Genomic DNA, 23478 nt, shown 5'->3' with positions numbered 1-23478 from the left:
CGGGGGTCCGCTAGGCCGCCGCCCGCAGCGGCGTCAGCGGCTCGGCCGAACGCCGCGCCGCGATGTGCTCGGGCCGGGGCTTCATGCCATGGAACGGCGCCTGCAGGCGGTTCTCCACGCTGTTGTAGACCATGAAGACGTTGCTGCGCGGCCAGGGCGAGAGATTGCCGGCCGAGCCGTGCAGCGTGTTGCAGTCGAAGAACACCACCGATCCGGCGGGCGCGATCGCCGCCTCCAGCCCGCCGCGCTCCGCCAGCAGGCGCAGGCTGACGGGATCGGGCACCCCGACTTCCTGGCGGCGCAGCGAGGTGCGGTAGTGGTCTTCCGGCGTCTCGCCGACGCAGGCCACGAACTGCCGGTGCGAGCCCGGGATCAGCATCAGCGGCCCGTTGAAGGCCGTGTTGTCCGTCAGCAGCACCGAGCAGCTCAGCGCCCGCATCGCCGGCATGCCGTCTTCCACGTGCCAGGTCTCGAAGTCCGAATGCCAGTAGAACTCCTTGCCGTCGAGCGCGGGCTTCATGTTCACCCGCGACTGGTGGATGTAGACCTCGGAGCCCAGGATCTGGCGCGCCACGTCCAGCAGGCGGGGATCGCGCGGCAGCTCGGCCAGCCGCCGCCCCAGCTCGTGCACGCGGAAGATCGAGCGCAGCGCCGTGCCGCCCGGCTCGCGGATCACCTCCTCGCCCTCGCGCACCGCCGGATCGTGCTCCAGCGCCTGGGCTTCCTCGCGCAGCGCCTGGATCTCCGCGGCGCCGAACACGCCAGGCAGGATCAGGAAGCCGTCCCGTTCGTAGGCCTGCAGCTGCCCCTCGTCGAGCGCATCGGCATAGCGGCCCTCGCCATACACCACGGGCTCGCCGCGCGCGATCAGCGCCGCGTCCCGCCCCGTCCGTGATACGTAGAAATCCTTCATCTCGTCATCGTCTCCCATGAAAGGCCCCGGTCAGGCGCCGGCGGCATCCGCCGCCAGCGGATAGACGCCGGAGGCGTCGTGGACCTCGCGGCCCGTCAGCGGCGGGTTGAACACGCAGATCACCCGCAGCGGCCGCTCGCCGCCGCGCAGCCAGTGCTCGTCGTGCCGGTCCAGGGCGTAGACCACGCCGGGGCCCAGGGCGTACCTGCGGCCGTCGGCGATGGTCTCGATCTCGCCGTCGCCCTCGATGCACCAGACGGCCTCCAGGTGATTGCGGTAGTGGATGTGCGTCTCGGTCCCCGGGAAGATCACCGTCTCGTGGAAGGAGAACCCCATGCCGTCGGCGGCCAGCAGCACCCGGCGGCTGGTCCAGTTGTCCGTGACGATTTCCTGGTCCGTCCCGATGACGTCCCTGACGTTGCGCACGATCATTGCCCGCCTCCCGCGACCTTCAGCGTGCGGGTCGGGCGGCCCGCGCCGGCCAGGACCTCGCCCACGCTGCGCTCGATGATCTGCAGCCCCTGCTGCAGCAGTTCGCGCGGGATGGTCAGGGCCGGCAGCACCTTCAGCACCTCGTCGTGCGCGCCCGAGGTCTCGATCACCACGCCCTGCTCGAAGGCCCGGCGCGCGATCCGGCCGGCCAGGCCCTCGCCCACCGGCGCGACCAGGCCCTGGATCAGCCCGCGCCCGCGCACCCCCAGGCCCGCGTCGCGGCAGCTGTGCGCGAGGTTTTCCAGCCAGTCGCGCACCAGGCGCTCCTTGGCCGCGACCTCCTCGCTCAGCGCGCCGTCGGCCCAGTAGGTCTCCAGCGCCTGGGCCGCCGTGACGAACGCCAGGTTGTTGCCGCGGAAGGTGCCGCTGTGCGCGCCGGGTTCCCAGACGTCCAGTTCGCGGCGCAGCAGCACCAGCGACATGGGCAGTCCGAAGCCCGACAGGGACTTCGACAGCGTGACGATGTCCGGCGAAATCCCCGCCGCCTCGAAGCTGAAGAAACTGCCGGTGCGCCCGCATCCCACCTGGATGTCGTCCACGATCAGCAGCATGTCGTGGCGCCGGCACAGGCGTTCGAGCTCGCGCAGCCAGCGCTGCGAGGCCACGTTCACTCCGCCCTCGCCCTGCACCGTCTCGACGATCACCGCCGCCGGATGATCCAGGCCGCTGCTGGGATCGTCCAGCATGCGTTCCAGGTAGGCCATGGTGTTCACGTCCGGGCCGAAGTAGCCGTCGTAGGGCATGAAGCTGATGTTGCCCAGGGCCACGCCGGCGGCCTTGCGGAATTTCCGGTTGGCGGTGGCCGCCAGCGAGCCGCCGGACACGCCGTGGAAGCCGTGGGTGAAGGAGATCACGTTCTGGCGGTTCTTGACCTGGCGCGCGATCTTGAGCGCCGCCTCGACCGCGTTGGTGCCCGTGGGGCCGGTGAACTGCAGCACGTAGTCCAGCCCGCGCGGTTCGAGCACCAGCCGGGCCAGCGTCTGCATGAAGTATTTCTTGGCGCTGGTGGCCATGTCCAGGCCGTGCGTCACGCCGTCGGCCTCCAGGTACGCCATCATGCGCTCGCGCAGGACCGGGTTGTTGTGCCCGTAGTTCAGGGTGCCCGCGCCGCTGAAGAAGTCGATGTAGCGGCGGCCGTCCTCGTCATACAGTTCCGAGCCGCGCGCCTTGCTGAAAATGACCGGAAACGACCGGACGTAGCCTCTGACTTCCGACTCCATCCGGTCGAAGATTTTCAAGTCCATGGGGTCCTCCTTTTCATCGTTCATGGAATCCGGTCCGCTCCGGGGACCGGCGGGGTGAGCGGGCCGATGCGCAGCAGCGGCTCGGCCTCGTGCGCGTCCGCGCCGAACAGCGCGGCGTCGAACAGGGCCGTCTCGCCCAGCGGCGCGCCCAGGCGGGCGGCCAGCCGGGAAAACAGCCCGCGGGAGGCCCGGTTTGCGGGCCCCACCGTGGTCTCGATCCAGCGTGCCGGGCGCGGCGCCCGGCGCGACAGCAGGCCCAGCAGCATGCCCAGGCCCAGTCCCCGGCCGCGCGCCCGGGGATCCACCGCCACCTGCCAGACGAACAGCGTGTCGTCCCGGCCCGGCGGGCGGTAGCCCGTCGCCATCCCCAGCAGGCCGGCCGCATCCTCGGCCAGGATGCAGGTATCGGAGAAATGCTCCGCCAGGAGCAGGTAGAGATAGACGGAATTCAGGTCCAGCGGCGGGCAGCGCGCCACCAGGTCCCGCAGGGCCGGCCCGTCCGCGCGGGCCGGCGGGCGCAGCCGCGCCCCGGTGTCCGGCGTCGGTCCCGCGGTCAAACCACCAGCCCGGATTCGGGCGCGACGCTGCCCACGGGAACGTCCAGCATGGGGGACTGCGGATCGGCCGCATGCGCCAGCCCGGTGCCGGATTCGATCAGGCCCACCACGCGCTCGAGCGACAGCGTGATGGTGGCCTGCTCCAGTTCGGGCAGCGCCTGCAGCGCCTCGGCGAGCTTCTGCTGCAGCGGCGAGGGCGTGTCGCGCGCCAGGTCGCGCCCGGCGTCGGTGGCGCTGACGAACACGATGCGGCGGTCGGCGCGGCCGCGCTCGCGCACGATCAGACCCTTGTCCTCCAGCCGGTCGAGGATGCCCACGACCGTGCTGGCGCTGACGTGGACTTCGCGGCTGATGGCCGTGGCCGTCATCGGCCCTTTCTCGATCACGGTCCGCAGGCAGACCAGCTGGGGGCCGGTGATGTGGCTGCAGGCCGACAGCTGCCGGGAATGCAGGGCCACGGCCCGGGTGATGCGGCGCAGGGCCCGCAGGATCCGCAGGTCGTAGGCCTGCTGCGCATCCGTCTGGTTGTTCATGGCGATGGAAGATCCTCAGGAAATTAATTTCTATTGAAATAATAAGACCATGAATCATGCGGGTCAACAGGAAACGGGGAGCGGAAGCGGAAGCGGCGCTCTCCGGAACGGGAGGAAGCGCTCTCCGGAACGGGACGCTGCACGCTCCGGCACGCCGCCGGATACATCACAAGGCCATGTAAATCGATCCACTACCCATCATTTTCAAATGATATTTGCTATGAAGAATCATTCTCGTTAACATTTCGCCCATTCATGTTCCTGAATGAATGCTGAACGAACACCGACCACCGCCTGGAGACCATCTGAAGTTCATTTGAAGAGCGTCCGAGGGTCACCCGGCGATTTCCCTGGCCACCATCCGGCGATCGCCCAGCGGTCCCCCGGCGATCACCCGGCTTTTTCAACCCATCCGGCCCCGCGCCCCGACACCATGCCTCCCATTCTCCGCCCCGTTCCGCTCGCCCTCGTCCTCGCCCTGCCATCCGGGCTGCTGCCCCTGGCGGCCTCGGCGCAATCCGACGTGAAGCAGCTCGACCAGGTCGTCGTCACCGCCACCGGCTACGAGCAGGCCGTCGAGGACGCGCCCGCCTCCATCAGCGTCCTGCCGCGCGAGGAACTCGAAAAACGGTCCTACCGGGACATCACCGACGCCCTGAAGGACGTGCCCGGCGTGGTCGTCACCGGCGGGGCGAGCTCCAGCGACATCAGCATCCGCGGCATGTCCTCGGCCTACACCCTGATCCTGATCGACGGCAAGCGCCAGAACTCCCGCGAGACCCGCCCCAACAGCGACAACGCCGGCATCGAGCAGGGCTGGCTGCCGCCGCTGCAGGCGATCGAACGCATCGAGGTCATCCGCGGCCCGATGTCCTCCCTCTACGGCTCGGAGGCCATGGGCGGAGTGATCAACATCATCACGCGCAAGGTCCACAAGGAATGGACCGGCTCCGTGCGCGCCGAGGGCACCTTCCAGGAAGACCGCGATTCCGGCGACATCCATCAGGGCAGCGTCTATCTGGCGGGCCCCATCCAGGAGGACCGCCTGGGCCTGCAGTTCTACGGCCAGCAGGTCCGCCGCCAGGAGGACGAGATCCTCAACGGCTTCAACCGGCAGGACACCCGCTCCGGCACCCTCAAGCTGACCCTGACGCCCAACGCCGACCACGACCTGGTCGCGGAAGTCGGCCGCACCCTGCAGACGCGCACCGCCACGCCCGGCAAGACGGTCGCGCGCGAGAACTGCGCGCGCGGCGCGTGCACGCCCAACGTCCTGTCCGAGTCCAAGTACGCGCGCGACCTCTATTCCCTGCGGCATGCCGGCCGCTGGGGCTGGGCCACCTCGAACACCTACGTCCAGCGCGACGAAACGGCCAACCCCGGCCGCGACATGTTCCTGACGAACACCGAATTCAACACCCAATGGACCCTGCCCCTGGCCAGCCACACGCTGACCGGCGGCTTCCAGTTCCTGCGCGAGGAGCTGCGGGACGGCGGCAACCAGTACGCCGCCAGCGTGAACCGCCTCGAACGCAAGCAGTGGGCCGTGTTCGCCGAGGACGAATGGTCGCTGACGGAACGCTTCGCCCTGACGGGCGGGCTGCGCATGACCCACGACGAGCACTACGGCAGCCACTGGACGCCGCGCCTGTACGGCGTCTGGCACGCGAGCGACACGCTCAGCGTCAAGGGCGGCGTGTCCACCGGTTTCAAGGCGCCCGGCCTGCGCCAGGCCGTGGCCGACTGGGGCCAGATTACCGGCGGCGGCGGCGTCCCCGCGATCATCATGGGCAACCCCGACCTGAAACCGGAAAAAAGCCTCAGCCAGGAACTGGGGGTGGTCTGGGACAACCGCAGCAACCTGAGCGCCAGCCTCACCCTGTTCAACACCGACTTCAAGGACAAGATCGCCGAAGTCCGCACCTGCACGGATCCCGCCAACCAGCCGAACTGCCACGTCCAGCCGGGCGACCAGGGCTACAAGTTCATCAGCGAGCGCATCAACGTGGACAAGGCCGTGATGCGCGGGGTGGAAGCCACCGCGACCTGGTCCGTCACCGAACGCCTGCGCCTGGCCGCGAACTACACCTATACCCACTCGAAGCAGAAGAGCGGGCCGTTCGAGGGCCAGCCGCTGAACAAGATGCCGCGCCACATGGCCAACGCGACCCTGGACTGGGACGCCACGGAACGCATCGGCCTGTGGTCGCGGGTCAACTTCCGCGGCCGCACGTCCGAATACCTGAGCCGCACCGCCATGGCCGACGGCACCCCGTCGCACACCTTCGTCGACGTCGGGCTGAACTACCGCCTGAACAAGCACACGAGCTTCGGCGTCGGGGTCTACAACGTCCTCGACAAGCGCATCGACTACGAGGACTTCGACACGGTGCTCGACGGCCGCCGCTACTGGGCGCAGATGACCGTCGGCTTCTGACGGCCCCTGCAAAAAAGGCCTCCGCAACGGACTTTCGGAGGCCTTTTTGGCCGCCTTTCCCCCTGGCCGGGCAAGCCGGCCGGAGGAGATCGATGGCCCGGGGACCGATGCCCCGGGGACCGATGCCCCGGGATCGATGGCCCGGGGACCGATGGCCCGGGATCGATGGCCCCGGGGTTCAATGCCCCGAATGCGGGTCGATCGGCTCGTCGCTGTGGAAGATCGCGGGGTCTTCCTTGCCCTTCACGGTGAGGAACCCGGCCAGGCCCTTCTCCATGCGCGACAGGGCGTGGTCCACCAGCATGTAGCGGCCCGGGTAGTCGGTCTTGAACTCCACCATCGTGGCCCCGCCCGGCGGCACCAGCGTCGTCTGCACGTCGGTCAGGGGCTTGCTGGTGAGGGAAGCCTGGTCATAGACGCGGTCGAAGACCTCGCCGATGAGGTGCAGGCTGGAGGTCAGGTTCGGCCCGCCGACGCCGAAGAAGATCCGCACCGTGTCCCCGACCTTGGATTCCATGTTGTAGATCTTGGTCAGCGAGTCCATGGCGCCGTTGAACATCATGTGCTCGGGATTTTCCGCCAGCAGCTTCTCCAGCGAGAATTCCTGCAGGCCGCTGCTGCCGTGCGCCTGGGCGGTGTAGAGCTCGCCCTGCATGACGTAGAACTCGCGGTCCACCTTGGACAGGCCGCCCTCGGGCTCGACCAGGATCATGCCGTACATGCCGTTGGTGATGTGCTGGGCCACCATCGGCGTGGCGCAGTGGTAGACGAACAGGCCCGGATGCAGCGCCTTGAAGGAGAAGGACTTGGTCTGGCCCGGGGGCACCTGGGTCACGGCGGCCCCGCCGCCCGGCCCGGTGACCGCGTGGAAGTCCACCGAGTGGATGTGGGTGCTGTCCTTGGCGTTGGACACGTTGACCGTGACGTCGTCGCCGACCCGCACCCGGATGAACGGCCCCGGCACCTTGTTGTTGAAGGTCCAGAAGCGGTAGGTGCTGCTGTCGCCCAGGCGGCCCTCGACTTCCGTGGTGAGCAGGTCCACCGTGATCTTCTGCGGCCCGCGCTTGCCCACCGGGGTGCCGACGATGGACGGATCGTGCGCGATCTGCGGCGCCTCGACCTTGGCTTCCTGGGACGGTTCGCCCACGATCAGCTTGCCGACCATGCCCGCCGCCTTGTGGCCCGGCAGCGTGCACAGGTATTCGAAGGTGCCGTTCTTGGCCGCGCGGAACACGATGGCCGTGGCCGCGTTCTTGCCCGAGATCTGGTCCGAATGCGCATGGAATTCCGGCACCGCGATGTCGTGGGTCGCGCCGTCGGCGTTGATGAGGTTGATCTGCACCACCGCCCCTTCGGGCACCTTCAGATCGGGATTGACCGCATCGGCGATCGGCCCGCGCTCGCCGATGAACACCAGCTTGCCGCCGGAGATCGACGTGCGCAGCGTGAAGATGACGTCCGGCTTGTAGGTCACCGCCTGGCTGCCGCCCGACGCATCGTCATGGTCGGCCCACGCCGTACCCGCCAGCCCCAGGCCGGCCACGCACAGCAGGAAGCCGCCCAGCAATCGCCCGAAAAGATTCATGATTTCCCCTGATTGATTGAAGACGAAATATTTTCTGCCTGGATATTGTAGGCCCGCACTTTCTCTGTCAATCTACTATACGGTAACACCCCGTCAAGCGTGGGGAAACAGGCGCGAAAAGCCGACAAATCTCAAGTTTCGCGCCCGGCCTGCCGGAAAAGGATAGTCCAGACCCCAAATGTTCCGGCAAAGAACTTATAATCCCTCACGAGATCAGGGGCCTTTCCCTGGCGCTCATTTTTTTTGGCAGGTTCTAATTTTGCTGGCTGACCCTCCCTCTTCCGGGCCGATCCGCAGGATCAACGCGCCCCGGCGCATTGCCGTGGCGCCCGAGTCGACGCGATGTTCCACCTGCATGCTGAATGCCATCTGCCTGCCGCTGGGCATGACGCGCCAGGACGTGGCCAAGATGGACGAGCTGATCAAGGAACGCTTCCGCCTGCCCAAGGGCGGCACGCTGTACCGCCAGGGCGACGTCGCCGATGCCATCTACGGCCTGCGCTCCGGCTCGATCAAGACCCAGATCGAGGACGCCAACGGCCAGGTGCAGATCACCGGCTTCCTGCTGCCCGGCGAAGTCCTGGGCCTGGACGGGCTGATGACCGACCAGCAGGTGTCCCACGCCATCGCGCTGGAAGACTCCGAGGTCTGCATCATCCGGCTGGACGAAATGGACCAGCTGGCGCCCCAGCTGCCTTCGCTGCAGCGCCAGCTGCGCCGCCTGATGAGCAAGGAGATCGGCCGCTCGCACCAGCTGCTGCTGGCGCTGGGCAGCCTGCGCTCGGAACAGCGCTTGGCGGCCTTCCTGCTGAACCTGTCCCAGCGCCTGCAGGTGCTGGGCTATTCGCCCTATGAATTCATCCTGCGCATGAGCCGTGAGGAAATCGGCAATTTCCTCGGCCTGACGCTGGAGACCGTCAGCCGGCTGTTCTCGCGCTTCGCCCGTGAGGGCCTGATCCGGGTCCAGCAGCGCGAAGTCCACATCCTGGACATGGCCGGCCTGCAGGCGCTGTCGGGCACCGACTGCAGCTAGTGTGGTGTTTTATTAATACGATTATTTATACCCAGCTGTGGCCGCTCTTGCACGCGCGACTTTCGCGAGGATGGCCTCGGCGCTCTTGGTCCAACGAAATGGCTTGGCGCTATAGGCATTATGGGTATCGATAAACTGGCGGATGGCCTCGCGCAACTCCTGCACGCTGCCAAAGGCGCCTCGATACAAGGCTCGGCGCTCAAGGCTTGCGAACCATCGCTCGACGGCGTTCAGCCACGAGGCACTCGTGGGCGTGAAGTGCAACTTCACGCGGGGGTGCTTGGCCAGCCAGGCTTTGACTTCCGCCGTTTTATGCGTGGAACTATTGTCGAGGATGACGTGCAAGTCCAGGGCGGGGTCTGTCGCCTTGTCGATCTGGCGCATGAAGTCGAGGAACTCCTTTGCGCGGTGGCGTGCCGTGATACGCCCCATGACGTTGCCCGTGAGAATGTCGAACGCCGCATAGAGACTCGCTGTGCCGTGGCGCTTGTAGTCATGCGTGCGCCGCTCGACCTGCCCCGGGCGCAACGGCAGCATGGGCTGCGTGCGATCGAGCGCCTGAATCTGCGTCTTCTCATCGACCGAGAGCACGACGGCGTTCTCGGGCGGGGCCATGTACAGGCCCACCACGTCGACGACCTTCTCGGCGAAGTGCGGGTCATTGCTGATCTTGAAGGTCTGCAGCCGATGCGGCTTCAGATCCGCCGCCTGCCAGACCTGACGTACCTGGTAGACGGAGGCCCCGGTGTGCTTAGCCATCAGCCGCAAGCTCCAATGCGTGGCCTCGGCCGGGACGCGCTGTGTGGTGAGCGTGAGGATCTCGTGCACCTTCTGTTCACTGAGCTTGCGGGGCTGCCCGGGACGCGGGAGATCCCTCAACCCCTCAAGCCCCTGTTCCTCGTACCGATTGCGCCACTTGAACACCACAGGTGCCGACAATCCCAGGCGTTCACTCACCTTGGCAGGCGGCATCGCGGCGTCCAGCTCCAGCAGAATTCTGGCGCGCTGGGCCAGCCGTTGGTCAAGCGTGGTCTTACGCAACCATGCTCGCAGCTCGGTGCGATCCGAGTCAGACAAGTGAAATTCTGCCGCCGGCTTGCTCATGGTGGACACTCATCGAAAGAAGCGTCCACCATTTTATTTCAAACTATTGAATAAATAAACAAATTAATGAAACACAACACTAGCAGCCGGCCGCGGCCGGCCTGCGCCGGGCCCGCGAGGGCCGCCGGCACAGCCCGGCGGCGGGCGCCGCCCTATTCCACGGGATCGCCGAATTCGTCCAGCTCCACCCCGCGCGGGGCGATGCGCAGCGTCAGCGCGCTGGACAGGGCCGCCATGATCCAGAAAATGAAGAAGCCCACGGTGTACACCGTGAGGCGGCCGGCCCGCAGATACCCCAGGAACACGACGTCCAGGGGATCGACCAGCGCGAACACGACCGCGCTCGCGGCGCCCGCCATGAGAAAGGACGGCCAGAGTATCCACATCAGATTGCGTGCGTGCAAGGCCTGTCTCCCATACGTGAACAGTGAATTCAGCGCTGCGCCGCCGGGGCCGGGGGCGCGGCCACGACCAGGCCCTGCCGGACCCCGCCATCGATGATAGCCTGATCGCCGTAAGACTGGAACGCCAGCACGATGGTGATGACGCAGCCGACCACCGCCACGGCGGGGCCCAGGATCAGCAGCCAGGGCCAGCGATGGCGCCACCAGGGCCGGCCTTCGGACAGTCCGTCCGTCTCGCGTGTCTTCGATGTCATGGTGTTTTCCTCTCGGGAGCTAGTTCGGTACATAGAAGCTGGACTGCTCGACCACCGAGGCGGCCTCGCCGGAACCGCGCTCGCCGCGGGTCTCGAACTGGATGTCGTACAGGCCGGGCTTGAGCCCGTCGGCCGGCGCGCGCAGCACCACCGGCACCAGCCGGGTGGCCGAGCCCTCGACGCGCACCCGGGTGGCGCCCTGGTCGGCGGTCTGCAGCGCCAGGCCCGGCACGCCGGTGGCGCGCAGGTCCAGTTCGATCGGGCTTTCGTCCGAATTGATGATCTGCAGCCGGTAGACGTTCTCGATCAGGCCGCCGGCGACCTCGCGGCCCAGCGCGCCCCGGTCGCGGATCACGTCCACCCGCAGCGTGGTGCGCGTGGCCAGCGAGAACACGAACGCGACGGCGATGGCCCCCAGCAGGGCCGAATAGGCCAGCACGCGGGGACGCAGCATGCGGCGGCGCACCTGCGACTGGCTCAGGCGTTCCGTGATGGCGTTGCCGGAGGTGTAGCGGATCAGGCCGCGCTCGTAGCCCATCTTGTCCATCACCGTGTCGCAGGCATCGACGCAGGCGCCGCAGCCGATGCACATGTACTGCAGGCCGTCGCGGATGTCGATGCCGGTGGGACAGACCTGCACGCACAGGCTGCAGTCCACGCAGTCGCCCATGCCGGCTTCCTTGTGGTCGATCTTGCGCGAGCGCCCGCCGCGCGGCTCGCCGCGCACGTGGTCGTAGGTCACGACGAAGGTGTCGTCGTCCACCATCACGCTCTGGAAGCGCGCGTAGGGGCACATGTACTTGCACACGGCCTCGCGCATGAAGCCGGCGTTGCCCCAGGTGGCGAAGGCGTAGAACAGCATCCAGAACCACTGCCAGGGGCCGAGGTCGAAGGCCATCAGGTGCGCGCCCAGGTCGCGGATCGGCGCGAAATAGCCGATGAAGGTATAGCCCGTCCACAGGGCCAGGGCGACCCAGAGGAAATGCTTGGTGGCCTTGATGCGCAGCTTGCGCAGGTTCCAGGGCTGCTCGTCCAGGCGGATGCGCGCCAGGCGGTCGCCTTCGACCCGGGCCTCGATCCACATGAAGAGCTCGGTGTAGACCGTCTGCGGACAGGCGTAGCCGCAGAACAGCCGCCCGGCCATGGCGGTGAACAGGAACAGGGCGAAGGCCGACAGCACCAGCAGCACCGTCAGGTAGATCACGTCCTGGGGCCACAGCACCATGCCGAACAGGTAGAACTTGCGCGCCCCCAGGTCGAACAGCACCGCCTGGCGGCCGTTCCATTCGATCCAGGGCAGGCCGTAGAAGACCAGCTGGGTCAGGAACACCATCAGCACGCGGATGCGCGCGAAGTTTCCCTGGACGGAGCGCGGGTAGATCTTGGAGCGGACCTCGGCGAGCGCCTTTTCCACCTGCGGCGAGGCGCCTCCCCCCGAGCCCTTGCGGATCCTGCGCGCGGGCTGCCAGGCCGGGGCATCGCGCGGCGTCTGCGCTGCGGCCTGTTGCGGGGGTTCCTTCTGCATGATGTCCTCGGTCCCTGGATGACTGGTCTGTGTGACAGGCTCTTATGGTTGATATGAGAGGGTCGGCCGGCCCCGTCGCGGGGCCGGCCGGCGGTCTAGCGGTTGGACTGGCTCCACACCCAGGCCGTCAGCAGGCGGATCTGCTCGGGCGTGAGGTGTTCCTTCTGGGCCGGCATCTGGTTGTCGCGGCCCTTCAGGATGGTCTCGACGATGGTGGCCTCCGAGCTGCCGTACAGCCAGACGTCGTCGGTCAGGTTGGGCGCGCCCAGGGCCTGGTTGCCCTTGGCGTCGGCGCCGTGGCAGGCCACGCAGTAGGTCTCGAAGCCGCGCCGGCCGGCATTGACGCGCAGCGGGTCGTGCGCCAGCCCCGACAGCGAGCGGACGTACTGGGCGATGGCGGAGGCCTCTTCGGGCTTGATCGCCGCGCTCCAGGCCGGCATCACGCCGTGGCGGCCTTCCGTGATGGTCTGCTGGATCTGTTCCGGCGCGCCGCCGTACAGCCAGTCGCCGTCGGTCAGGTTGGGGAAGCCGCGGCCGCCCCTGGCGTCCGAGCCGTGGCACTGGGCACAGTTGTTCAGGAACAGCCGCTGGCCGATGTCCTGCGCCTGGGCGTCGCGCGCGATGTCCGGGATGGGCATGTCGCGGAAGCGCTCGTACACGGGCTGGATGCGCGCATTGAACGCTTCCTGTTCCTGCAGGACCTGCTTGCCGGCCGTGAAGCCGAGCGTGCCCTTCCAGGTGCCCAGGCCGGGATACAGCACCAAGTAGCCCAGCGCGAAGATGCACAGGCCCAGGTACATCACCGTCCACCAGCGCGGCACGGGGTTGTTCAGCTCGGTCAGGTCGCCGTCCCAGACGTGACCGGTGTTCTCGACCTGCTCGACGTTGCGCTTGAGCCAGGCGCGCTGCGAGAACAGCAGGTACACGCACCAGGCGATCCCGCCCAGGGCGATGACCGCGATGTAGTAGCTCCAGAAACTGCTGACGAAATCACTCATTTGATTCCCCGGTATTCTTGTCGTTCTGATATTCCTCGGGCAGGGCGAAGGGCAGCATCGCCGCCTGCCGGTTGGCCTCGGCGCGATGCGTCGACCAGGCCCACCACACGATGCCCAGGAACGTCGCCATCCCCAGCGCCGTCACGATCCCGTTGATGATGCCGAGCATCTCAGCGCCCTCCGTCGACCATGGACTGCTGCGCGGCGGCGCGCCCGCCCACGCCCAGGCCCTGCAGGTAGGCCACGACCGCGTCTTCCTCGGTCTTGCCCTTGAGCTGCCCGGGCGCGGCGGCGATGTCCTCGTCCGTGTAGGGCACGCCCAGGGTGCGCAGCACCTTCATGCGTTCCTGGACGTCGGCGCCCTCGACCGAGTTCTTCTGCAGCCAGGGATAGGCCGGCATGTTGGATTCCTTGACCACGTCGCGCGGATTGCGCAGGTGGATGCGGTGCCATTCGTCGGAATAGCGCTGGCCGACGCGGGCAAGATCCGGACCCGTGCGCTTGGAGCCCCACAGGAAGGGGTGGTCGTAGACCGATTCCGAGGCGATGGAATACGGGCCGTAGCGCTGGACTTCGGACTGCAGCTTGCGGATCTGCTGGGAATGGCAGCCCACGCAGCCTTCGCGGATGTAGACGTCACGGCCCACCAGCCGCAGCGCCTCGTAGGGCTTGACGCCCTCGACCGCCGTGGTGGTGGAGTGCTGGTAGAACAGCGGGATGATCTGCACCAGGCCGGAGAACGACACCACCAGGATGCTGAAGAAGATCAGCAGGCCGACGTTGCGCTCCAGCATTTCATGGGAGAAGCGTTTCTTGGTACCAGACATGGTCACAACTCCTTAGGCCGATGCCGGCACGGCGGTTTGGGGAACGGCGTGTGCGTGCGGGGTTTCCAGGGGCACCACCGGATTGACCCGGGGCTGGCCGCGCACCGTCAGCCAGGTGTTCCAGGCCATCAGGCCCATGCCCGACAGGAAGAACAGGCCGCCGATCATGCGGATGGTGTAGAACGGGTAGGTGGACTTCACGACCTCGACGAAGCTGTAGGTCAGCATGCCGTCCTCGCCCGTGGCGCGCCACATCAGGCCCTGCATCACGCCGGCGATCCACATCGCGGCGATGTACAGCACCACGCCCAGCGTCGCCAGCCAGAAGTGCAGGTTGATGTAGTCCGGGCGGGCCATGCTTTCGCGGCCGTACAGGCGCGGGATCAGGTAGTACAGCGAGCCGAAGGTGATCATCGCCACCCAGCCCAGGGCGCCGGCGTGCACGTGGCCGACCGTCCAGTCGGTGTAGTGCGACAGCGCGTTGACCGTGCGGATGGACATCATGGAGCCCTCGAAGGTCGCCATGCCGTAGAAGGACAGCGCCACCACCAGGAACTTCAGGATCGGGTCGGTGCGCAGCTTGTGCCAGGCGCCCGAGACGGTCATGATGCCGTTGATCATCCCGCCCCAGGACGGCGCGAGCAGGATCAGCGAGAACGCCATGCCCAGCGACTGGGTCCAGTCGGGCAGCGAGGTGTACAGCAGGTGGTGCGGACCGGCCCACATGTAGGTGAAGGCCAGCGCCCAGAAGTGCACGATCGACAGGCGGTAGGAATAGATCGGGCGGCCGGCCTGCTTGGGCACGAAGTAGTACATCATGCCCAGGAAGCTGGTGGTCAGGAAGAAGCCCACGGCGTTGTGGCCGTACCACCACTGCACCATGGCGTCCTGCACGCCGGCGTAGGCGGAATAGGACTTCCACAGCGACACCGGCAGTTCGAGGTTGTTGAAGATGTGCAGGAGGGCGATCGTCAGGATGTAGGACCCGAAGAACCAGTTCGCCACGTAGATGTGCCTGACGCGGCGCTTGGCGATGGTGCCGAAGAACACGATGGCGTAGGCCACCCAGACCAGCGTGATCAGGATGTCGATGGGCCATTCGAGTTCGGCGTATTCCTTGGTCGAGGTATAGCCCAGGGGCAGGGTGATCACCGCCCCGACCAGCACGGCCTGCCAGCCCCAGAAGGTGAAGGCGGCGAGCTTGTCGGAGAACAGGCGGACCTGACAGGTACGCTGCACGACGTAGTAGGACGTGGCGAACAGGGCGCTGCCGCCGAAGGCGAAGATCACCCCGTTGGTGTGCAGCGGCCGCAGCCGCCCGTAGCTGAGCCACGGCGTGTTGAAGTTCAGTTCCGGCCAGATCAGCTGCGAAGCGATCAGCACGCCGACAGCCATGCCCACCACGCCCCAGAAGATCGTGGCGATGGTGAACTGTCGGACGACGCCGTAATTGAAGGTTTCGGCCGGTGTTCCGGCTGTACCGGTCGTGCCCATAAGCGTTCCCCTCAGAACAAGGTTAATAAGTGAATTTTTGAAAAGCTGAATAATCCCCTACCCGCCTCGAAACCTCCTTGATTTAGGTCAAGGCCCCCCGGGGTGGGCGTGATCGTCATCGTCCAGGATGGCGGAGGCCGCATCCCGGGTGTCGTCGAACTGGCCGGCGAAGATCGCCCACCAGAACGCCACGCCGATTCCCAGGACGAACAGCAGGGAAATCGGCAGAAGCAGGAACAGCGCGTCCATGGCGGCCTCAGACGGGCTGGGCGGCCGCCCGCCGCCCGGCCACGCCGCCGCCGGCCGGGCGCACCAGGCGCCAGGCGTTGGCCGCGACGGCCAGGGAGGACAGCAGCATGGTGATGGCGGCCACCCAGGGCTGCACCCAGCCGACGGCCGCCAGCGGCGCCATCAGCAGATGCCAGGCGAGGGATCCATGGAGATTCTGGCGCGCGATGCGCCGCATGGCGCGATCCAGCGCGGCGGGGTCGCGCACCCCGTCCGCGCCCGCGCGCAGGCGCGCCGCATGGCGGGCGGCCAGGGCGGCCGGCACCGACATGGAGAGCGCACAGGGACAGCTTATGACCAGCAGGGCGACCGTCACGGCGAGGGCCTGGCCGGGCTGCGCGTGCCACCAGTACAGGCCGACGGCGGCGGCCAGCAGGATCTGCGCGCAGACGAACCAGAAGGCCAGGCGGTCGGCCGAGCGCAGCAGCGCGGCGTCCCGGGCCTCGGGGGACTGGCCGCTGACGGCCTGCCGGGCACAGGTCTCCAGGAAACGGGCCGTCAGCAGGAAGGCCACGAACATGGACACCGAATCGAAATAGACTTCGCCCGTGTCGCGCCAGGTGGCGGCCACGCTGGGCACGAAGGCGGCGAGGATGCCCAGCGCCACGGGCACGTCCATGCCGATGCGCCGCCGCGACAGCGAGCGCCAGGCGCCGCGCCACACTGGCCAGGCACAGTACAGGACCAGCGGGACGCAGAGCACCAGGCTGAGCCAGTTCATCAGCACGATGGCCTGCTCCAGGGACTGCTGGGCGTCGGGCGCGCGCGCGCCGTGGCGCAGGTACCCCGGGAAGGCCAGCATCATGACCTGCATCATCACCAGCCAGGCCAGCCCGGTGCGGGCGAGCATGTGCCGCCGGGCGCGGCGCATGGCATCGGACATGTTCGGCGGAGGGGTGAATAGAGAGGGGCTGCGCATGGGGTGGACTATAGCCACGAGCCGGGATGTGAACCTTGATACAGATCAAAACTTATTTTTCACCCCGGCCACGGCCCGGGACCCGCCAGGCACCCAAAAAAAACGGGAAGGCATCCGCCTTCCCGAAAGCACACCGCAGGGGAGCCCCTCGCTCCTCCTCGCGGCCCGCAGGCCGCTCGGATTCGCCTGGCGCGGACCCGTCCTCAGGAGGACTCATCCGCGCCCGGGCCCATCCCTGCCCTCTCTCAACTCGTCTCTCTGCGTTCAGGCCGCCCGGGATCAGGCCACCTGGGTTTCATGCGCCTGGTCGAACTGGGCTTCCTCGGTCGAGCCGGTCAGCGCCGTGGTGGACGACTGGCCGCCCTCGATGGTCTGGGTCACGGCGTCGAAATAGCCCACGCCCACTTCGCGCTGGTGCTTGACCGCGGTGAAGCCCTTGTCCGCCGCGGCGAATTCCTTCTGCTGCAGTTCCACGAAGGCGCTCATCTGGGTGCGGGCGTAGCCGTGGGCCAGCTCGAACATGCTGTAGTTCAGGGCGTGGAAGCCGGCCAGCGTGATGAACTGGAACTTGTAGCCCATGGCGCCCAGCTCGCGCTGGAACTTGGCCACCGTGGCGTCGTCCAGGTTCTTCTTCCAGTTGAACGAGGGCGAGCAGTTGTAGGCCAGCATCTTGCCCGGGAACTGGCGGTGGACGGCCTCGGCGAACTTGCGCGCGTATTCCAGGTTGGGCGTGGAGGTCTCGCACCAGATCAGGTCGGCGTAGGGCGCGTAGGCCAGGCCGCGGGAAATCGCCTGGTCCAGGCCGGCGCGAGTGCGGTAGAAGCCTTCCACGGTGCGCTCGCCGGTGACGAAGGGCGCGTCGTTCTCGTCGATGTTGCTGGTGAGCAGGTCGGCGGCCTCGGCGTCGGTGCGCGCCACCAGCAGGGTCGGCACGTTCAGCACGTCGGCCGCCAGGCGGGCCGACACCAGCTTGGCCACGGCCTCGCGGGTGGGCACCAGCACCTTGCCGCCCATGTGGCCGCATTTCTTCACGGAGGCCAGCTGGTCCTCGAAGTGCACGCCGGCGGCGCCCGCCTCGATCATGGACTTCATCAGCTCGAAGGCGTTCAGCACGCCGCCGAAGCCGGCTTCGGCGTCGGCCACGATCGGGGCGAAGTAATCGATGTAGCCGGCGTCGCCCGGGTTCTTGCCTTCCATCCACTGGATCTGGTCACAGCGGGTCAGCGTGTTGTTGATGCGCTTGACCACGCTGGGCACGGAGTTGGCCGGGTACAGCGACTGATCCGGGTACATTTCGCCGGCGTTGTTGGCATCGCCCGCCACCTGCCAGCCCGACAGGTAGATGGCCTTCAGGCCGGCCTTGACCTGCTGCATGGCCTGGTTGCCGGTCAGCGCGCCCAGCGCGTTGACGAAGTCCTCGGTGTGCAACAGATCCCACAGCCGTTCGGCGCCGCGGCGCGCCAGCGTGTGCTCCACCACCACCGAGCCGCGCAGCCGCACCACTTCGTCGGCGCTGTAGCCCCGCTTGATGCCTTGCCAGCGGGCGTCCTCGGCCCAGCTGCGTTGCAGGTTGCGCACTTCGGTTTCGCGAGAGGTCATGATGATGCTCCTGAGAAGAAAAAATGGATCGTCGATGGGAAATAGTCTACGCCGATGATGCGCTGCACACATGACTTCTATCTTATATAAGATAGAAAATTTTTCTCTTTATAATCATATTGTTAACATTTTTATTCCATGTCATGAAATTATATTTCTGACAATGAAAAGGGGGAAAGGGCAGCGCAGCATTTCTCTTTCACATCATGAAATGAAAATGCCATCATGTGAAAAACGACCCGGGCGGCGCGGGCGGCGGCGGTAGAATGGGAGCGCCGTCCCCCCTGCGGGACACCAGACCGTCTTTTCCCCACGCCATGAACCCCGATTCCCTTTCCGCCAGCCCGCTGGGACGCTCCACCCCGGGTTCGGCCCACTACGACCCGGCCCTGCTGTTTCCCATCGCCCGCGCCGACACACGCGCCGGGCTGGACCTGCCCCAGGCGACCCATGGCGCCGACATCTGGAACGCCTACGAGCTGTCCTGGCTGAACGCCAAGGGCAAGCCGGTCGTGGCGATCGGCCGCTTCACCGTCCCGATGGACAGCCCCAGCCTGATCGAATCCAAGTCGCTCAAGCTCTACCTGAACAGCTACAACGAGGAACGCTTCGAGTACGCGGACATCGTGCGCCAGCGCCTGCACACCGACCTGTCGCGCGCCTGCGGCAAGCCGGTGCACGTGGAGATCCTGTCGGTGCGCCCGGCCTTCGAGCTCAGCTGCGCGCCGCTGCGCGGCACCTGCATCGACGACCAGGACCTGGATTTCGAGGCCGGCCGGACGCCGCGGCCCGACAGCCTGGTGCTGTCGGAGCCCGCCCCCTTCGTGCGCGAGGTCCTGGTGTCCGAGCTGCTGAAATCCAACTGTCCCGTGACCGGGCAGCCGGACTGGGCCAGCCTGCAGATCCGCTACGCCGGCCCGCGCATCGACCACGCCGGGCTGCTGCGCTACATCGTGTCCCTGCGCCAGCACCAGGAATTCCACGAGCTGTGCGTGGAAAAGATCTACGGGGAAATCATGCGGCGCTGCGCGCCCGAGGAACTGCTGGTCTACGCGCGCTACACCCGGCGCGGCGGGCTGGACATCAATCCCTGGCGGGCCAGCCACCAGCCCACCGACATCGGCCAGACACGCACGCTGCGGCAGTAAAGAGGCACCGGAAGCGCGCCGGGTTCGTCGAAGGGCGCCGGGGATGGCGAGGAATGCCGGAAGCGCGGGCCGCACGCCTGGAGAGGCGGGCGGCGCGGCCCGCCCCGGGGCGGCCTAGGACCGGTCGCGGATCTCCGGCCAGGCCTTTTTCAGGTAGTAGCACATCGACCAGACCGTGAGGATGGCGGCGATCACGATCAGGACTTCGCCGACGATGTGGGTGGGCACGCCTTCCAGGGGCTGCCAGTACAGCAGGCAGGGGATGGCGACCATCTGCGCGGCGGTCTTGAACTTGCCCAGCCAGTGGACCGCCACGCTGCTGCTGGCACCGATTTTCGCCATCCATTCGCGCAGCGCGGAAATGGTGATTTCCCGGCCGATGATCACCAGGGCGATGAGGGAATCGACGCGGTCCAGGTTCAGCAGGATCAGCAGCGCCGCGCAGACCATCAGCTTGTCGGCCACCGGGTCCAGGAACGCGCCGAAGGCCGAGGTCTGGTTCCAGCGCCGCGCCAGCCAGCCGTCGAGCCAGTCGGTGACGGCGGCCACGATGAAGGCCAGGGCGGCGGCCGTGTCGCGCCAGCCGGATCCGGTCCAGGCGTCCGGCAGGTAATACAGCCCCACGATCAGGGGGATCATGGCGATGCGCAGCCAGGTCAGGGCGATGGGGATATTGAGCGGCATGATAAGCGTAATACTACCTGAAGGAACCGCCCGCCGCCCGCACCCTGGCCCGCCCCCGGCCCGCGGCACGCCCCCTGCAGCCGCCGGGCCCGGCCAGGGCCGGCGAAACGGGCGGCGCCCCTACCGCAGCGCGTGGTAGATGCGCTCGGCCAGCGCCTCCGAAATCCCCTCGACGCTGCGCAGTTCGTCGATGCTGGCGTCGGCCACCCCGCTGAAGCCGCCGAAGCGCGCCAGCAGGTTCTGGCGCCGCTGCTTGCCCACGCCCTCGATGTCCTCCAGGCGCGAGACGTTGCGCGCCTTGGCCCGCCGGGCGCGCATGCCGGTGATGGCGAAGCGGTGGGCCTCGTCGCGGATCTGCGCCACCAGCATCAGGGCGGCCGATTCCACCCCCAGCGCCACCGGCGGGCGGCCGTCGACGAAGACCAGGGTCTCCAGGCCGACCTTGCGGTGGTCGCCCTTCTTCACCCCGACGATGCGGCTGACGTCCAGGCCCAGCTCGACGAAGACCTGGCGCGCGACCCCGACCTGGCCCTCGCCGCCGTCGATCAGCACCACGTCGGGCATCTCGGTCTCGCCGTCGGCCACCCGCGCGTAGCGCCGCGTCAGCGCCTGGCGCATGGCGGCGTAGTCGTCGCCCGGCTCGATGCCGGCGATGTTGAAGCGCCGGTACAGCGAGGTCTGCATGGCGTGGTGGCGGTACACCACGCAGGACGCCTGGGTCGCCTCGCCCGAGGTATGGCTGATGTCGAAGCACTCGATGTGCAGGGCGTCGAGCGCGGCGTCGTCCGTGTCCAGGTCCAGCTCCACGGCCAGCGCCCGGGTGCGCGCCTCGCGCGCGCTGGATTCGGACAGGCGCTGCGCCAGCGCCATCCGGGCATTGCGCTGGGCCTGCTCCAGCCAGGCGCGGCGCGCGCCCTGGGGCCGGGTCAGCACGCGGATGCGGTGGCCGTGCTGCTCGGCCAGCAGCGCCGGCAGGTCGGGGTCGGACAGGGCGTGCGAGCACACCAGCACGGGCGGGGCCGGGTTGTCGGCATAGTGCTGCGCCACGAAGGCGCTCAGCACCTCCTCGGGGGATTCGTCCTGCGCCTGGGTGGGGAACAGCGGCTTGTCGCCCAGGTGCCGCCCGGCCCGCACCATCGCCAGGTTGACGCACACGCGCCCGCCCGCGGGCTCCACCGCGATGACGTCGACGCTGTCGTCGCCCACCTGCTCCATGGTCTGCTGCTGCAGGACCTTGGCCAGCGCGCGCATCTGGTCGCGCAGCACGGCGGCCTGCTCGAAGTCCTGGCGCTCGGCGGCGGCGGTCATGCGCCGCTCGATGTCGTCCATGACCTCGCTCGCCCGGCCTTCCAGGAAGCGGATGGCGCGCTCGACGTCGGCCCGGTAGTCCTCGGGCGAGATCAGGTTGACGCAGGGCGCCGAGCAGCGGCCGATCTGGTAGAGCAGGCACGGACGCGTGCGGTGGGCGTAGACGCTGTCCTCGCAGGTGCGCAGGCGAAAGACCTTCTGCAGGATCTGGATGGTCTCGCGCACCGCCCAGGAATTGGGATAGGGGCCGAAGAAGCGGCCCGGGCCGTGGGTGCTGCCCCGGTAGTACACGATGCGCGGGATCTCGTGCGCGGTGATGTGCAGGTAGGGGTAGGACTTGTCGTCCCGGAAGAGGATGTTGTAGCGCGGCTTGAGGCGCTTGATCAGGTTGTTTTCCAGGATCAGCGCCTCGGCCTCGGTGCGCGTGACCGTGATCTCGGTGCGCGCCACGCGCGCCAGCATGTGCTCGATGCGCGGGCCGTGGCCGGACTTCTGGAAATACGAGCTGACGCGGCGCTTCAGGTCGCGCGCCTTGCCGACGTACAGGACCTCGCCCTGGGCGTCGATGTGGCGGTAGACCCCCGGCAGGTGCGGCAGATCAGATAGAAAGGTTTTCAGATCGAAGGCTTCGGGCACGGAGATACCTCGGATCGGACAGCAGCCCCGTCCAGTCGGGCGCGGGCCGGGACGGCATCAGCCGCCGGATGCGACGCGCGGCCTGGGGGTCCGGCGACCGGCCGGCCAGGGCCGCCAGCAGCTCGTCGGCCAGGTCGGGACGGTTGCAGACCAGCACCATGTCGCAGCCGGCCGCCAGCGCGGCCAGGGCCCGGGCGCGGATGTCGCCGGCCACGCTCGCGCCTTCCATGGTGAGGTCGTCGGAGAACACCACGCCGTCGTATTCCATCCGGCCGCGCAGGATGTCGGTCACCCAGCGGCGCGAGAAGCCGGCCGGCTCGGGCGCGACCCGGGGATAGATGACGTGGGCCGGCATCACGGCCGGCAGGGCCAGGTCGCCCAGCCAGCGGTACGGCGCCGCGTCCGCCTCCAGGATGTCTTCCAGCGGCCGGTCGTCCACGGGAATCGCCAGGTGGGAATCGGCCGCCACCGCGCCGTGGCCCGGGAAGTGCTTGCCGCAGGCCGCCATGCCGGCCTGGGACAGGCCCTGGATCAGCGCGCGGGCCAGCAGGGCCACGACGGCCGGGTCCTCGTGCAGCGCCCGGTTGCCGATCACCTGGCTGACGCCGTAATCCAGGTCCAGCACCGGCGTGAAGCTGAAATCCACGCCGCAGGCGCGCAGTTCGCTCGCCAGCACGAAGCCGGTCTCGGTGGCCGCGCGCAGGGCGGCCTGGGGGTCGCGGTCGTACCACTGGCCGAAGATCCGCATCGCCGGCAGCGGGGTGAAGCCGTCCGTGCGGAAGCGCTGCACCCGGCCGCCTTCGTGGTCCACGGCGATCAGCAGGGGTTCGTCGCGCGCGCCGTGGATGGCGGCGCACAGGGCCGCGAGCTGGGCCCGGTCGGAGAAATTGCGCGCGAACAGGATCACGCCGCCGACCTGTGGGTGGCGCAGGCGCGCGCGCTCGGCCCCGCTCAGTTCGAGCCCGGCCACGTCGACCATGACGGGGCCCGGAGGCATGGCGGCGCCGCCGGAATGCGTGTGCTGGTGCGGGGTCATGATGCGGTGCTTTCCTTGGGGTGGAGTCCGGCGGGCAGGGCCTCGATCACGACGAAGGCCGCCACCATGTCGGCCTCGTCGGTCATGGACACGTGCGCCCGGCCGAAACGGACGGCGTACCAGTCGGCCAGGGGGCCGGACAAGCGGATTTCGGGCGCGCCGCCGGGCCGGTTCAGGATCTGCACCCGGGACCAGGCCATGGGCATGTGAATGCCCAGCCCGATGGCCTTGGAGAAGGCTTCCTTGGCCGCGAAGCGGGTCGCCAGGTACAGGATGCCGCGGCGCGGATCGCGCGCCCGGCGGCGTCGATGGACGAGCTGCTCGTCGGCGCCCAGGATACGGCGCACGAAGCGGTCGCCGTGCCGCGCGTAGATGCGCTCGATGCGCTCGACCCGCAGCAGGTCGGTGCCGATGCCGGCGATGGCTGCACTGGACACGGACAGGCTCCGAAGAAACGGCG

24 protein-coding genes are annotated in these 23478 nt (G+C 67.8%); 3 read left to right on the top strand and 21 right to left on the bottom strand.

All coding sequences use genetic code 11. The annotated features are described in order from the left end of the window. Window positions 1–10: 10 nt before the first annotated feature. The 5 genes from thpD to BN940_RS07100 are packed head-to-tail and all read right to left on the bottom strand — an operon-like array spanning window position 11 to window position 3739. Window positions 11–931: an ectoine hydroxylase gene (thpD, locus tag BN940_RS07120; RefSeq protein ID WP_242404285.1), complete on the bottom strand. Its 921-nt coding sequence runs from the start codon at window positions 929–931 to the stop codon at window positions 11–13. 12 nt (window positions 932–943) lie between these two features. Next, the gene (locus BN940_RS07115) at window positions 944–1345 is read right to left on the bottom strand and encodes an ectoine synthase (RefSeq protein WP_043681553.1); all 402 of its coding nucleotides are present in this window, start codon (window positions 1343–1345) and stop codon (window positions 944–946) included. After that, window positions 1342–2649 carry a diaminobutyrate--2-oxoglutarate transaminase gene (ectB, locus tag BN940_RS07110; protein WP_043686219.1) on the bottom strand — a complete coding sequence of 436 codons (1308 nt, stop codon included), beginning with the start codon at window positions 2647–2649 and terminating at the stop codon, window positions 1342–1344. Before ectB ends, BN940_RS07115 begins: the two co-directional genes overlap by 4 nt. A 20-nt stretch (window positions 2650–2669) precedes the next feature. Then, entirely contained in the window at window positions 2670–3206 is a 537-nt protein-coding gene (ectA, locus tag BN940_RS07105) for a diaminobutyrate acetyltransferase (protein WP_242404284.1), read from the bottom strand. Next, window positions 3203–3739: a MarR family winged helix-turn-helix transcriptional regulator gene (locus BN940_RS07100; protein ID WP_043681550.1), complete on the bottom strand. Its 537-nt coding sequence runs from the start codon at window positions 3737–3739 to the stop codon at window positions 3203–3205. Before BN940_RS07100 ends, ectA begins: the two co-directional genes overlap by 4 nt. A gap of 433 nt (window positions 3740–4172) precedes the next feature. Here BN940_RS07100 and BN940_RS07095 point away from each other — a divergent pair, with 433 nt between their 5' ends. After that, window positions 4173–6176: a ligand-gated channel protein gene (locus BN940_RS07095; RefSeq protein WP_052355670.1), complete on the top strand. Its 2004-nt coding sequence runs from the start codon at window positions 4173–4175 to the stop codon at window positions 6174–6176. Window positions 6177–6354: 178 nt separating this feature from the next. Here BN940_RS07095 and nirK read toward each other — a convergent pair whose 3' ends face one another. Then, the gene (gene nirK / locus BN940_RS07090; protein WP_173424579.1) at window positions 6355–7761 is read right to left on the bottom strand and encodes a copper-containing nitrite reductase; all 1407 of its coding nucleotides are present in this window, start codon (window positions 7759–7761) and stop codon (window positions 6355–6357) included. A 355-nt stretch (window positions 7762–8116) separates the two neighbouring features. Here nirK and BN940_RS07085 point away from each other — a divergent pair, with 355 nt between their 5' ends. Then, window positions 8117–8794, top strand: coding sequence for a helix-turn-helix domain-containing protein (locus BN940_RS07085; protein WP_052355669.1), 678 nt, complete (start codon window positions 8117–8119; stop codon window positions 8792–8794). Between the two features lie 21 nt (window positions 8795–8815). On the opposite strand, the gene BN940_RS07080 is transcribed toward BN940_RS07085, so the two are convergent. The 11 genes from BN940_RS07080 to aceA form a co-directional block, all read right to left on the bottom strand. Next, window positions 8816–9898: an IS630 family transposase gene (locus tag BN940_RS07080; protein ID WP_043681547.1), complete on the bottom strand. Its 1083-nt coding sequence runs from the start codon at window positions 9896–9898 to the stop codon at window positions 8816–8818. A 152-nt stretch (window positions 9899–10050) separates the two neighbouring features. After that, on the bottom strand, window positions 10051–10284 hold the full coding sequence (locus BN940_RS07075; protein WP_043681544.1) for a hypothetical protein: 234 nt from the start codon (window positions 10282–10284) through the stop codon (window positions 10051–10053). A gap of 47 nt (window positions 10285–10331) precedes the next feature. Next, window positions 10332–10556: a hypothetical protein gene (locus tag BN940_RS07070; protein WP_052355668.1), complete on the bottom strand. Its 225-nt coding sequence runs from the start codon at window positions 10554–10556 to the stop codon at window positions 10332–10334. Window positions 10557–10575: 19 nt separating this feature from the next. Continuing rightward, window positions 10576–12081 carry a cytochrome c oxidase accessory protein CcoG gene (gene ccoG / locus BN940_RS07065; protein WP_043681541.1) on the bottom strand — a complete coding sequence of 502 codons (1506 nt, stop codon included), beginning with the start codon at window positions 12079–12081 and terminating at the stop codon, window positions 10576–10578. 95 nt (window positions 12082–12176) lie between these two features. Then, window positions 12177–13079: a cytochrome-c oxidase, cbb3-type subunit III gene (ccoP, locus tag BN940_RS07060; protein WP_043681537.1), complete on the bottom strand. Its 903-nt coding sequence runs from the start codon at window positions 13077–13079 to the stop codon at window positions 12177–12179. Beyond that, window positions 13072–13248 (bottom strand): cbb3-type cytochrome oxidase subunit 3, encoded by a 177-nt coding sequence (locus tag BN940_RS07055; RefSeq protein ID WP_043681534.1) that lies wholly within the window; start codon window positions 13246–13248, stop codon window positions 13072–13074. Before BN940_RS07055 ends, ccoP begins: the two co-directional genes overlap by 8 nt. Window position 13249: 1 nt before the next feature. Beyond that, the gene (gene ccoO / locus BN940_RS07050) at window positions 13250–13906 is read right to left on the bottom strand and encodes a cytochrome-c oxidase, cbb3-type subunit II (RefSeq protein ID WP_043681531.1); all 657 of its coding nucleotides are present in this window, start codon (window positions 13904–13906) and stop codon (window positions 13250–13252) included. Between the two features lie 12 nt (window positions 13907–13918). Further along, window positions 13919–15400 (bottom strand): cytochrome-c oxidase, cbb3-type subunit I, encoded by a 1482-nt coding sequence (ccoN, locus tag BN940_RS07045; protein ID WP_043681529.1) that lies wholly within the window; start codon window positions 15398–15400, stop codon window positions 13919–13921. Window positions 15401–15487: 87 nt separating this feature from the next. Then, window positions 15488–15649, bottom strand: a complete 162-nt coding sequence (gene ccoS / locus BN940_RS18410; protein WP_043681526.1) for a cbb3-type cytochrome oxidase assembly protein CcoS — start codon at window positions 15647–15649, stop codon at window positions 15488–15490. A gap of 7 nt (window positions 15650–15656) precedes the next feature. Beyond that, window positions 15657–16607, bottom strand: coding sequence for a P-type ATPase actuator domain-containing protein (locus BN940_RS07035; protein WP_043681523.1), 951 nt, complete (start codon window positions 16605–16607; stop codon window positions 15657–15659). A gap of 279 nt (window positions 16608–16886) precedes the next feature. Further along, window positions 16887–18206 carry an isocitrate lyase gene (gene aceA / locus BN940_RS07030; protein WP_043681520.1) on the bottom strand — a complete coding sequence of 440 codons (1320 nt, stop codon included), beginning with the start codon at window positions 18204–18206 and terminating at the stop codon, window positions 16887–16889. A 317-nt stretch (window positions 18207–18523) separates the two neighbouring features. Between aceA and queF the strand changes: the two genes are divergently transcribed. Beyond that, window positions 18524–19354, top strand: coding sequence for an NADPH-dependent 7-cyano-7-deazaguanine reductase QueF (gene queF / locus BN940_RS07025; protein ID WP_043681518.1), 831 nt, complete (start codon window positions 18524–18526; stop codon window positions 19352–19354). A gap of 114 nt (window positions 19355–19468) precedes the next feature. On the opposite strand, the gene pgsA is transcribed toward queF, so the two are convergent. From pgsA to acpS, 4 genes are all read right to left on the bottom strand, one after another. Continuing rightward, window positions 19469–20038 carry a CDP-diacylglycerol--glycerol-3-phosphate 3-phosphatidyltransferase gene (gene pgsA / locus BN940_RS07020; protein ID WP_043681514.1) on the bottom strand — a complete coding sequence of 190 codons (570 nt, stop codon included), beginning with the start codon at window positions 20036–20038 and terminating at the stop codon, window positions 19469–19471. Between the two features lie 120 nt (window positions 20039–20158). After that, window positions 20159–21982: an excinuclease ABC subunit UvrC gene (gene uvrC / locus BN940_RS07015; RefSeq protein ID WP_043681510.1), complete on the bottom strand. Its 1824-nt coding sequence runs from the start codon at window positions 21980–21982 to the stop codon at window positions 20159–20161. Further along, entirely contained in the window at window positions 21945–23018 is a 1074-nt protein-coding gene (gene nagZ / locus BN940_RS07010; protein WP_043686186.1) for a beta-N-acetylhexosaminidase, read from the bottom strand. The genes uvrC and nagZ overlap by 38 nt, the downstream gene beginning before the upstream one ends. After that, window positions 23015–23455, bottom strand: a complete 441-nt coding sequence (gene acpS, locus BN940_RS07005) for a holo-ACP synthase (RefSeq protein ID WP_242404283.1) — start codon at window positions 23453–23455, stop codon at window positions 23015–23017. The genes nagZ and acpS overlap by 4 nt, the downstream gene beginning before the upstream one ends. Window positions 23456–23478: the final 23 nt, after the last annotated feature.

Origin of the sequence: Castellaniella defragrans 65Phen (assembly GCF_000612685.1) — a bacterium.
In the GTDB taxonomy this organism is placed as follows: Bacteria; Pseudomonadota; Gammaproteobacteria; order Burkholderiales; family Burkholderiaceae_B; genus Castellaniella; species Castellaniella defragrans.
Note: the sequence above shows the minus strand (reverse complement) of the source record. Positions and strands in the feature narration are given on the sequence as shown.